The organism is Phenylobacterium sp., from assembly GCF_037968635.1.
In the GTDB taxonomy this organism is placed as follows: domain Bacteria; phylum Pseudomonadota; class Alphaproteobacteria; order Caulobacterales; family Caulobacteraceae; genus Phenylobacterium.
This window is the reverse complement of sequence record NZ_JBBKVV010000079.1, coordinates 51502-62905: the sequence shown is the minus strand read 5'-3', so window position 1 is coordinate 62905 and position 11404 is coordinate 51502. Positions and strand designations below refer to the sequence as shown.

Here is an 11404-nt window from a genome sequence, read left to right as displayed (position 1 = left end):
CCGCGCTGGCGCGGGCCAGGACCGATGAGCGCGCCGGCGCGGACTCGGGAGGCTCGGCGGCCGGAGCCGGTCTGACCTCTGGCGCCGGCGCTGCGTGTTGCGCCGCCGCGGGCGCGGCTTTCCCACGCGGCTGCGGCGCCAGGCCGCCTGTCAGAATATTGCGCGGCGCGACGCCTGGGTCCGGCACGCGGATCTGGTTGGAGGGCCTGGCGGCGCGCTTGACCTTCGTGCTGAGTCCAAAGGTGGTCGGCGGCTGCCGGCCCCAGGCGCCACGGGGCGTACCGAACGGATTGTCGTCCTGGCCAGGCGGCATCTCACCTCCAATGGATCCCCCGACCTGAAGACCTCGTGCCCCGCGACTTGGACGGTTCTATGACGGGCGCGGCGCGAACAGCCTTCGGAACCGCTCCACCACCACCGGCGACAGGGCCGCCAGGACGCCGCCAGCGTCGGCCACCCAATTGCGGATCGCCACATCCGAGGCCGAACCCCTTGCGTACTGGGTGGCGGCCAGGATCAGCGCGAACAGCAGATAGCCGATGGCGATCCTTCGAATGGGGGTGCGGGGCATGGCCGCCAAGCCGGCGCAGGCCGCGATGTAGAAGGCGGCGAAATGCTCCAGATAATGCGATTGCAGCAGCTTGGGCGTCAGCCAGCCTGGCGCGATCGAGGCCAGGAAAATCGCCAGCAGGGTCAGGCCGAAGCCCAGCCGCGCCAGCACCGCCAGCAAGCCGGTGTCGGGATAGGTCGCCGGGGTCTCGCTCACTCGGCGGCGGCCTTGATGCCGGTGGGTAGGCGTGAGCGGTGATAGGGCCTGTCGCCCAGGACGGTGGCGCGGTTCATGATCCGGCGGTGGGGCAGGTAGTCGTTGACCGCGTAGTGCTGGGTCACCCGATTGTCCCAGAAGGCGATGGCGTTGTCCTTCCAGCGCCAGCGGACCAGGAATTCCGGCTTCTGGATGTGTTCGAACAGCATGTTCAGGATGGCGTCGCTCTCCTTGCGGCGCAGGCCCTTGATACGGTCGGTGAAGCCGTAGTTGATGAACAGGCCGTCCTCGCCGGTCTCCGGATGGGTGCGCACCACCGGATGCAGGACGGGCGGGTTGGCGGCCAGGGCCTTGGCGTGCTTCTCGGCCCCGGCGCCGGCGGCCACGATGCCCTGCTGCGGGAAGCCTCGGGCGAAGTCGTGGACCGCGTCCAGCCCCGACAGGAACTCGCGGAAGGTGGGCGACAGGGCCTCATAGGCGGCCCTCATGTTCGACCAGATGGTGTCTCCGCCGCTGGGGGGCAGGTGCTTGGCGTAGAGGATCGAGGCCATGGGTGGGGTCTGGATGAAGGTGACGTCGGTGTGCCAGCTGTCGTTGTCGGTGGGGTTGTCCTTGTGGTTGTCCAGGATGAACAGCTCCGGCGCCTCGGGCACCCCGGGATAGAGCGGGTGCGTGTGCAGCGCCCCGAACCGTGCGGCGAAATCGCGGTGCTGAACCGGTGTTATGTGCTGGTCCTCGAAGAAGATCACCTGGTGGGCCAGCAGAGCGGCGCGGACCTCGCCCAACTGTTCGTCGTCCAGCCGCTTGGAGAGGTCGATCCCGCCGATGACGGCGCCGATGGTGGGGGTGAGCGGTGTCACCTGGAACTTGGCCATGGTCTATCTCCCTAGGGTGCTCATCTAAGCGCGCCTTGGCCCGGCTTGCCAGGGTGGCTGACGGGGAATCATGACAGCCTGCCGTCATGTCCAGCCCTCCCGGCCTTCCCGAGTTCGACCTGCCGATGATCTTCGCCGACAAGGTGGCGGGTCTGGGCTTCCAGTCGGGCGTGTTCAGAGTGGCGTTGGCGGCCAATGTCTCCAACACGGTCGGCGTGACCGAGGTGGTGAAGTCCGGCTTCCTGATCCTCAGCCCCGAGGGCATGCTGGAGCTGCGCAGCCAGGTCGACCAGTTGCTTGGCGAGCTGGAGCGGCGCGGCCTGATGAACCTCAAGCCCGACAAGCTGGACGGCTAGAAAGCCTTCTCGGACGCGGCCCGCGACAAGTCCCGCATCGGTCATCAGACGGGCGCGCACGCCCGACCCTGGGCCCACGCTCCTGACCCTGCAAACCCGCGCCCAGCATGTCGTCCAGCCGTGCGGAGGCCGTGACGCCGATCCCGCCGTCACGGCCTCATCCTGCGCGTGTCCATCGATTTGTAACCACTTGCCGTTAACCAGGATGGTGATTTTCCGGCGCATTCCCGGCCAAGGACTGTTTTCATGAGCTTCATTTCCAATCTGCGCCTTTCCGCCAAGGTCATGCTGATCGTCTGCATGCTGCTCAGCCTGACGGCCGCCATGACGGCGTTCGCGGTGATCAAGGCCGATGGGATGGCGGCGGGGACCAACGCTCTGATCAATGATCCGGTGAAGGGCATGACCCTCGCGGCCCGCGCCGACAGCGCCTTCACCCGCATGCACCAGATCGCCTACGAGACGATCGTCGAGACCGACGACGGCGCCCTGGATGGTCTGCATACCGAGTTCGACGCTCAGGCCAACGTGGTTCGCGCCGCGCTGAAGGAAATGAAGCCGCTGATCGAGGGCGAGAACGTCGCCGCCTACAACGCGATCAATGAGAACCTCGAGACCTATGTGACCCTGGAGAAGGGTCTGCGGGACGAACGCGCCATTCACCTGCTCTTCGACTGCGAGGCCACCTTGCAGGAGAAGATGACCCCGGTCTTTGACAAGGCCGCCGCCGCCATCGCCACCCTCACCAAACAGCAGCAGGCCGATATCAACCAGGGCGCCATAAGCGCCAGCAAGGACGGCCAGGCGGTGTTCTGGTGGCTGATCGGCGCCGGCGGCACGGGCGCCCTGCTGCTGGGCGCCCTGTCGATCTACATCTCCCGCAAGGAAATCGCCGGTCCCATCGCCGGCATGACCCAGGCGATGGAAAAGCTCGCCGGCGGCGATCTGACGACCCACGTCTCGGGCAAGGAACGCAAGGATGAGATCGGCGCCATGGCGCGCGCCGTCCAGGTGTTCAAGGAGAACGGCCTGGCGCTCACCACCGCCGAGGCCGAGAAGGTCCGCATGGAGGCTCAGGGGGCGCAGGAGCGCCAGCACGCCGAGGCCGAACGCGCCGCTCTGGCCGCCGAACAGGCCCATGTGGTGGAGTCGGTGGCCGAAGGTCTGTCGCGCCTCTCCGACGGCGACCTGATGCACCGCCTGCCCGAAGACTTCCCCGCCGCCTATCTCAAGCTGCGTGACGACTTCAACCGCGCCATGAGTGGGCTGGAGGAGGCCATGCTGGTGATCTCCGCCAACGCGTCCAGCATGCAGAACGGCGCGGGCGAGATCTCGGGCGCCGCCGACGACCTGTCGCGCCGCACCGAACAACAGGCCGCGAGCCTGGAAGAGACCGCCGCGGCCCTCGACGAGATCACCGTCACGGTGAAGAAGTCCGCCGCCGGCGCGGAACAAGCCAACGACGTGGTCAACGCCGCTCGCGGCGACGCCGAACGTTCGGGCGTCGTGGTCAACGAGGCGGTGGGCGCCATGGGCGAGATCGCGTCGTCGTCCAAGCAGATCAGCCAGATCATCGGGGTGATCGACGAGATCGCCTTCCAGACCAATCTGCTGGCCCTGAACGCGGGCGTTGAAGCCGCCCGCGCTGGCGACGCCGGCCGGGGCTTCGCTGTCGTGGCCTCCGAGGTGCGGGCGCTCGCCCAGCGCTCGGCCGAGGCGGCCAAGGAGATCAAGACCCTGATCGCGGCCTCCACCCGTCAGGTGGAAAGCGGCGTGCGCCTGGTGGGCGAGACCGGCACAGCCCTGGCCGGCATCGTCAACAAGGTCAGCGAGATCTCGGGCCTGGTTTCGGAGATCGCCGCCTCGTCGCAGGAACAGGCCACCGGCCTCAACCAGGTCAACGCCGCCGTCAACCAGATGGACCAGGTGACCCAGCAGAACGCGGCCATGGTGGAGCAGTCCACCGCCGCCAGCCACAGCCTGTCGCAGGAAGCCCAGGAGCTGAACCGCCTTGTGGCCCGCTTCAAGACCGGCGGCGCCCCCCACCAGCCCCAGGCCGCCCGCCGTCAGGCGCCGGCCGCGTCCCATGCGCCCCGCCCCCAGATGCGCGCCACCTCCCAGGTGGCCCAGCGTCCCGCCGACGACAGCTGGGAAGAGTTCTAAAGCCGAGATTCGAGCCGCAATTCCTCCTTCGCGGTTCGTCAGTAAGGCCCTCCCCCTCCCCAGGGGGGAGGGTTTTTCTTTGACCGCTTCCCAAGGCCGAGCTTTCCCGTCGCGGCCCGCTTGCGCTAATTTAGGTTGTAGAACATACTAATTGCCAAAGAAACGGTTGAGCGAGCGCCCTGGGGCGTTCACCGGCGCCAAGTATATCCGCTACAATCTCGACGATCCGCTGCGGGCCCTGGCCAGCCGCATCTGCGGCATGAACGAGGTGCTGCACCTGCCGCCCTGGATGACCGACTGGATGGTCGCCGAGGCCAAGGCCTGCGGCATCGACGCCGCCGTGCTCCTGCAGCCCACCACCAACCGGCTCTCGGTCTCGGGCGCCAAGTTCACCAAGCTCGCCTTGGAAAAGGCGGGCATCCCCGTCTACGAAATGCCCGCCGATATGGTGGACGCGACGGAATGGAGCCATGAGAGAATGGTTGACGATGTCGCCCAATTCCTCAAGGAACGGACAGCCGCCGCGCAGGACTAGCGCCGAAAGACAGCCCGCCGATGCCTCCCGTTTCCCGAAAGGCCGATCTCGTGACCGAGGCTCCGGCCGACGTCGATCTGGGCGTGCTGAAGGATGTCATCGGGTTCCGCATCCGGCGTATCCAGAACCACCTGTCGCGGGCCTTCATCGACCGCATCAATCGCAAGGAAATCCGGCCCGGCGTGTTCAGCGCGCTCGCCCTGATCGCCGCCAATCCGGGCCTGTCCCAGACCACGCTGGCCCGTGAGATCGGTTTCGACAAGGCCACGGTCGTGGCCCTGCTGGACAGCCTGGAGCGCCTCGGCTGGGCCGAGCGCAAACGCTCCACGGAAGATCGCCGGCGGCACTCGCTCTACGTGACGCCGCTCGGCGAGACCGCCCTGGAGGACCTTCGCGAAGTGGCCGTGGTCAACGAGGCCAAGATCCACGTCGCCCTGAACAAGGACGAACGCAACCAGCTGTTCGGCCTGCTGGACAAGCTCTACGTCGCCTGCTTCGCCGACGAGGATATCTAGCAACCCCACGTTATCCCGGCCGCAGCGCAGCGGAGAGCCGGGACCCAGGGGCGACGCGCTGGGCCCCTGGCTCCCGGATCGGCCTAGCTGCCGTCCGGGATGAGGGCGTTGGTCAGTCTTTGCTCACCAGCTTGGTGACTTCCGCGACCTGCTCCGGCGTCAGCTTCCAGTCGCCGGCCTTGGCGTTGGCGACGATCTGATCGATCTTGGTGGCGCCGGCGATCACCGAGCTCACCACCGGGTGACCCAGGATCCAGGCGAAGGCCAGGTCCAGCATGGTGTGGCCGTTGTCCTGCGCCCAGGCGTCCAGCTTCTCGATCTTGTCGAAGTGCTTGTCGTTCTGGGCCGCGGCGCCGCGCGGACCCCAGGCGGCCAGGCGGGTGCCCTCGGGCGGCGCCTCGCCACGGCTGTACTTGCCGCTCAGCAGGCCTGAGGCCAGCGGGAAGAAGGGCAGGAAGCCCAGGCCGAACTGCTCGCAGGCCGGCAGCACCTCGCGCTCCACATTGCGCTCCAGCAGGCTGTAGTTGTTCTGGGCCGAGACGAACCGCTCCAGCCCTTGCGTCTTGGAGATCCAATCGGCGTCGGCGATCTGCCAGCCACTGAAGTTGGAATTGCCCAGGTAAAGAACCTTGCCGTCGCGCACCAGGTCGTCCAGGGCGCGCAGGGTCTCGTCGATCGGGGTTTCCGGATCGGGCCGGTGCATCTGGTAGAGGTCGATACGGTCGGTGCCCAGGCGTTTGAGGCTGGCCTCGACGGCGCTGACCACATAGCGGCGCGAACCGCCGGCGTTCTCGCCCATGGCGAACTTGGTGGCCACCACGGCCTTGTCGCGCTTGCCCTTCAGGGCCGCGCCCAGGAACTCCTCCGATTTCGTGCCGCCATAGACGTCGGCGGTGTCGAAGAAGGTGATGCCGTTATCCAGGGCCGCGTCGACCACGGTCTGGGTTTCTTCCTGGCTGATCCGCATCCCGAAATTGTTGCAGCCCAGTCCGATGGCGCTGACCTTCAGGCCGCTGGTTCCCAATCGCCGCTGTTCCATGTCGCCGCTCCCAATGCATTTGGTTTGAATGCGAGGACCATAGAGCGCGCGGGCGGGCGAAAGCTAGGCGCAGCTCACCACGTCGAGGTGATCGGCGTCTGCCTCGTCCAGCACAGTCTGGATGGCGATCAACAGGCGTTCCAGCTCAAGGGGCTTGGGCACCAGGATGTCCATGCCGGCTGCGGTGTATTCCGCCGCATGGTGGGCCATGGCGTTGGCGGTCAGCGCGATAATCGGCGTGCGGCGGTGGCCCTCGGCCAGCTCCCACTCGCGGATCAGGCGGGTGGCGGTGGGGCCGTCCATGACCGGCATCTGGACGTCCATCAGGATGGCGTCCCAGTCGCCGGTGGCCGCGGCGGCGACCGCCAGCTCGCCATTGTCCACGCAGGTGACCTCGACGCCGACCTGGGCCAGCAGGGTGCGCAGCACCAGCTGGTTCATCGGATTGTCTTCCGCCGCCAGGATGCGCAGGGCCGAGCCGTCGCGCAGCGGCGGAGCCTCGAAGGCCTCGTCACGCACGCCTTGGCCGTCAGCGTCGCCGATGCGGCTGAGCGGCAGGCGCACGGTGAAGACCGACCCCTGTCCAGGAACGCTGGCGGCCTCGATGTCGCCGCCCATCAGGGTGGCCAGCTCGCGGCAGATGGCCAGGCCAAGGCCTGAACCACCGAACCGCCGGGTGGTGGAGGTGTCCTCCTGGACGAACTTCTGGAACAGCGCGCCCAGCCGCTCGGCGGCGATGCCGGGCCCGGTGTCGGAGACCTTGAACACCAGATGAGGGTGAGCGACCGAAACGTCGACGCTGACTTCACCCCGATCGGTGAACTTCACGGCGTTGGAGACCAGATTGTAGATGATCTGGCGCACCCGGGTTGGGTCGCCCGCCCAGACGCCCCGCGCCCCCGGGGTCAAGGTGACGGCGAAGCTGACGTCCTTCTCGGTGGCCAGGGTGGTGAAGGTGGCGTGCGCGCCCTGGACCAACTTCTCGATGTCGATCGTTGAGTCCTCCAGCTCCAGCCGGCCGGCCTCGATGCGCGACAGGTCCAGCAGGTCGTTGAGCAGGGCCAGCAGGGTCTCGCCGGCCTGACGGATCACCGTCAGCCGCTCGCGCTGGATCGTCGGCAGCTCGTCGCGGGCCATGGCCTGGGCCATGCCCAGCACCCCGTTCAGCGGCGTGCGAATCTCGTGGCTCATGGTGGCCAGGAAGGCGGACTTGGCGTCGTTGGCCGCATTGGCGTCGTCGCGGGCGCGTTCCAGGGTGACGTTCAGCTCGCGAAGCTGCTCCTCGGATTCCTTTAGGTCCTGGACAGACTGGGTGATCACCACGCACCGGACGGGACCTTCCCCGGCGAAGCGCGCCGCGGTCATCCGGAACCACTCTCCGCTGACCGCCTGATAGGCGCGGATGAAGGACTTGGCCTTGCCGGAAAGGATGCCGCGCAGGCCTCTTTCCAAGGCCTTTCCATGATCTCCGGGCAGGTGCGACAACACATCGAACAGATTGCGGCCCATCGGATAGGTGGCGCTCTTCGTCAGTTCCGCGCCCCGCGCCCGGAAGGCCTGGTTGGCGGCCACGATGGCGCCCGTCTCGTCGATGACGGTCAACATGGCCGCCACCCCGTCGATCACGCCGCGCCCGAAACGCTCGGACTCCAGCAATTCGGCCTGGGCATGGCGTTGGGCGGTGATGTCCTGCATGGCGCCGTGGATGGCCACGCAGTTCTCGTCCACCATCTCGGGCTCACCGACGAAGCGGAACCAGAGGCGCTCGCCGTTCGCGACAACCATCGGGGATTCGAACTCGATCCGCTCGCCGGCCTGCATGGCCTTGCTGATGTAGAGCCGCACCCGCTCGCGTTCGGTCTCCGGAAAGATTTCCAGGATGCTGCTGGAGTTCTCGACCCCCGCCGGGCGGCCCAACATCTCCTGAACTTCGCGGCTCCAGCGCACGACGCCGTTCCGCCGGTCCACTTCCCATCCCCCCAGGCGGGCCAGATGGCCGGCGGAGCGCAGGGAGGTCGAGGTGGCCTTCAACCGGGCCTCGAGCTGCTTGGCGGAGGTGACCTCGGTCTGGACCGAGACGAAGCCGTCATGGACGCCGTCCGCGTCGTAGGTCGGCCGGACGTCCAGGTCGATCCAGAACTGCCGCTGGTCCTTGGCCTGGAGCTGAACCTCCAACCGGAAGCCCTCGCAGGCGGTGATGTGGGCCCGCAACCGGGCCAGGGTCTCGGGATCGGTGTGGGGGGATTCCAGCAGGGCGCAGGGCGTCAGCCCGCGGCACTCGTCCAGGGAGAAGCCGCTGATGGCCGAGAAGCCCTCATTGAGCCATTCGATGCGGCCTGCGGTATCCAGCAGGATCGTGCCGCTGGAGGTCGCCCGGGCGATCCGCGCCAGCCGGTTGTCGAGGTCGGCCTCGGTACGCGGCGTCACTCCCTCAAGCCCGGACATGCGAAACCCTCCCCATGCCCAACTCTGTTACGCCGGGAATGAACAAAGGGGAAAGCCGGGTGGAAATTAGCCGCAGGCGGGCCTTTCCGTAGACCCCGACGGCAGCTGGTCCCGGCTTTCGGCGGTCAGGGAGATCAGGTCGCTCTCGTCCTTCAGCCCAACCCCGGTCAGGCCCAACCGTCGGGCCTCGGCGATGTGCCAGGCCAGCTTGAAGGCGGCCTCGTCATAGGACAGCCCCTCGGCGCGGATGTTGGAGATGCAGTTGCGCTCGGCGTCGGTACGGCCGACGCGCGGCCCGTGGGTCAGATAGACCCCCAGGCTGTCGGGACTGGAGAGCCCCGGCCGCTCCCCCACCAGCAGGGCGACCATGGCCGCCCCCATCAGTTCCCCGATCTCATCCCCCAGGGCGACGCGGGCCTGGGTGGCGATCACCATGGGGCCGAGGCGCCAGCCGGCGCGATCCAGGTAGGGGGCGAGCGCCGCCACCAGGGGAACCGCATGGGTGTGGACGGCGGCGCTGGAGAGGCCGTCGGCCACTACAAGCACGAGGTCGGTCCCACGCGCCTTGGCGCGCGCCAGGGTCTCGCGGCTGTCGCTCGACAGCTTCCGGCCGAGGTCCGGCCGTCGCAGATAGGTGGCCCGGTCCGGCGCGGCGCTGGCGACCTGCAGCGTGGCGTGACCTAGCGCCTCCAGCCCCCGCGCCACGGCCTCGCCGTCGAAGGCGGTGTGCACCGCGTCGCGCGCCTGGGCGTGGGCCAGCGACAGGGCCAGCACCTCGCGCGTGGGCAGGGCGGGTCCGGCGCGGCCCAGTGCGATCCGTGCGGAGGTCAGGCCGATAAGGTGGGTCCAGGGATCGCGGGCAGGGGGCTGGCCCATCAGACGCCGGTCAGCAGGGAATGGGTGGGCGTGCGCGGCAGCAGCCGCCCGTCGCCGCCGGTGATCTTCAGCCCTTCCAGCCAGGCCTCGAACTCTGGCGCCCGCTTCAGGCCCAGCAGTTCGCGGATGTAGAGGGCGTCGTGGAAGGATGTGGACTGGTAGTTCAGCATCACGTCGTCGCCCCCCGGCACCCCCATGACGAAGGTCACCCCCGCCGTGGCCAGCAGGGTCAGCAGGGTGTCGATGTCGTCCTGGTCGGCTTCGGCGTGGTTGGTGTAGCAGACGTCGCAGCCCAAGGGCGCCCCCATCAGCTTGCCGCAGAAGTGGTCCTCCAGCCCCGCCCGGATGATCTGTTTGCCGTCATAGAGGTACTCCGGCCCAATGAAGCCGACGACGGTGTTGACCAGCAGCGGATCGAAGGCGCGGGCGACGGCATAGGCGCGGGCCTCCAGGGTCTGCTGGTCGACTCCATGGTGGGCGCCCGCCGAGAGGGCCGAGCCTTGGCCGGTCTCGAAGTACATGACATTGTCGCCGACCGTGCCGCGCTTCAGCGACAGCGCCGCCTCGCGGCCTTCCTTCAGCAAGGCCAGGTTCACCCCGAAGCTGGCGTTGGCGCCTTCCGTCCCCGCCACCGACTGGAACACCAGATCCACCGGCGCCCCGCGCTCTATTAACTCGATCGACGTGGTGACGTGGGCCAGGACGCAGGCCTGGGTGGGGATCGCGAACCGCCCGATCAGCCCATCCAGCAGCCGCAGCAGCTCGCCCGTCGCCGCCAGGCTGTCGGACGCGGGATTGATCCCGATCACCGCGTCGCCGCAGCCGTACATCAGGCCGTCCAGCACGCTAGCGGTGACACCCGCGCGATCGTCGGTGGGATGGTTGGGTTGCAGCCGCACGGCCAGCGTTCCGGGCAGGCCTATGGTGTTGCGGAACCGCGTCGTCACCCGGCATTTCGACGCCGCCAGGATCAGGTCCTGATTGCGCATCAGCTTGCTCACCGCCGCCGCCATCTCCGGGGTGATCCCGGGCGCCAGGCGGGTCAGGACCGCGGACGTGGTGGTCTCGGCCAGCAGGAAGTCGCGGAACTCGCCGACCGTCAGCGACGCGATCGGGGCGAAGGCCGCAGCGTCATGACTGTCGCAGATCAGCCGCGTGACCTCGTCGGTCTCGTAGGGGATCAGGGGTTCGCTCAGCAAGGTCTTCAGAGGCAGGTCGGCCAGGGCGATCTTGGCCGCCACATTCTCCTGGGCGCAGGAGGCGGCCAGCCCCGCCAGCGCATCGCCTGACCGCAGCGGCGAGGCCTTGGCCAGCAGGTCCTTCAGGTCCGGAAAGGTCCAGGTGGTCGTGCCCACGACCTGTCGATAACCCATGGCGCGCCCCGTGCAGGCCGGGATGATGGCGCCTTCGCGCGCAGCGCCCAACCCCGCTCGTCCCGGCGCATGCCGGGACCCAGGTGAAAACCCACTTTGATTTCAGGAAACGCTCAAGTCTTCATCGCTGACGGCAGGCGCCGGTGATGAACCTGGGTCCCGGCCTTCGCCGGGGATGAGCGGTGGTGGCTACAGAGCCCTCGCCAGCCGCAACGCCTCGGCGTTCTCGGCACGGGCGCGGCGGTCGTTGATCACCACGTCGGCGTCCAGGGAGTCGTCGTAGGACACCTCGTCCTCGAACGGCGAGATGATGGCGTCGGGCAGCAATTCCATTTCGTTCGGCATCGGACGCTTCTCCAAATTTAGCGCTCGCCTGTCGCGGGAGGATCAGGTTGCCGTTCATCCCTGGTTAAGGATAGCCGCCTTCGCGGACTCTCACGCACTGTTGACCTTGGGCTATG

General features: G+C 67.8%; 12 protein-coding genes. 4 read left to right on the top strand and 8 right to left on the bottom strand.

Annotation, left to right across the window (positions count from 1 at the left end):
- The 3 genes from AAC997_RS09850 to tauD all read right to left on the bottom strand — a co-directional run.
- Positions 1-313: hypothetical protein (locus AAC997_RS09850; RefSeq protein ID WP_340645524.1), on the bottom strand; the 313-nt coding region annotated here is incomplete at its 3' end.
- Between the two features lie 57 nt (positions 314-370).
- Positions 371-766, bottom strand: a complete 396-nt coding sequence (locus tag AAC997_RS09845; protein ID WP_340645523.1) for a hypothetical protein — start codon at positions 764-766, stop codon at positions 371-373.
- Positions 763-1641 (bottom strand): taurine dioxygenase, encoded by an 879-nt coding sequence (gene tauD / locus AAC997_RS09840; RefSeq protein ID WP_340645522.1) that lies wholly within the window; start codon positions 1639-1641, stop codon positions 763-765. The genes AAC997_RS09845 and tauD overlap by 4 nt, the downstream gene beginning before the upstream one ends.
- Positions 1642-1727: 86 nt before the next feature.
- On the opposite strand from tauD, the gene AAC997_RS09835 reads away from it, so the two are divergent.
- From AAC997_RS09835 to AAC997_RS09820, 4 genes are all read left to right on the top strand, one after another.
- Positions 1728-1997: a hypothetical protein gene (locus AAC997_RS09835; protein ID WP_340645521.1), complete on the top strand. Its 270-nt coding sequence runs from the start codon at positions 1728-1730 to the stop codon at positions 1995-1997.
- A gap of 246 nt (positions 1998-2243) precedes the next feature.
- Entirely contained in the window at positions 2244-4160 is a 1917-nt protein-coding gene (locus tag AAC997_RS09830; protein ID WP_340645520.1) for a HAMP domain-containing methyl-accepting chemotaxis protein, read from the top strand.
- A 166-nt stretch (positions 4161-4326) separates the two neighbouring features.
- Entirely contained in the window at positions 4327-4695 is a 369-nt protein-coding gene (locus tag AAC997_RS09825) for a 2-hydroxyacyl-CoA dehydratase family protein (protein ID WP_340645519.1), read from the top strand.
- A 20-nt stretch (positions 4696-4715) separates the two neighbouring features.
- Positions 4716-5210, top strand: a complete 495-nt coding sequence (locus tag AAC997_RS09820) for a MarR family winged helix-turn-helix transcriptional regulator (protein ID WP_340645518.1) — start codon at positions 4716-4718, stop codon at positions 5208-5210.
- 112 nt (positions 5211-5322) lie between these two features.
- Here the strand turns inward: AAC997_RS09820 and AAC997_RS09815 are convergent, their stop codons facing one another.
- From AAC997_RS09815 to AAC997_RS09795, 5 genes are all read right to left on the bottom strand, one after another.
- Positions 5323-6249 carry an aldo/keto reductase gene (locus AAC997_RS09815; protein ID WP_340645517.1) on the bottom strand — a complete coding sequence of 309 codons (927 nt, stop codon included), beginning with the start codon at positions 6247-6249 and terminating at the stop codon, positions 5323-5325.
- A 63-nt stretch (positions 6250-6312) separates the two neighbouring features.
- Complete coding sequence (locus AAC997_RS09810; protein ID WP_340645516.1) at positions 6313-8694, bottom strand: ATP-binding protein; 2382 nt, start codon at positions 8692-8694, stop codon at positions 6313-6315.
- Between the two features lie 66 nt (positions 8695-8760).
- Complete coding sequence (eutC, locus tag AAC997_RS09805) at positions 8761-9570, bottom strand: ethanolamine ammonia-lyase subunit EutC (RefSeq protein ID WP_340645515.1); 810 nt, start codon at positions 9568-9570, stop codon at positions 8761-8763.
- The gene (locus tag AAC997_RS09800) at positions 9570-10943 is read right to left on the bottom strand and encodes an ethanolamine ammonia-lyase subunit EutB (protein WP_340645514.1); all 1374 of its coding nucleotides are present in this window, start codon (positions 10941-10943) and stop codon (positions 9570-9572) included. Before AAC997_RS09800 ends, eutC begins: the two co-directional genes overlap by 1 nt.
- A 189-nt stretch (positions 10944-11132) precedes the next feature.
- Positions 11133-11288, bottom strand: coding sequence for a hypothetical protein (locus tag AAC997_RS09795; protein WP_340645513.1), 156 nt, complete (start codon positions 11286-11288; stop codon positions 11133-11135).
- Between the last annotated feature and the right edge of the window lie 116 nt (positions 11289-11404).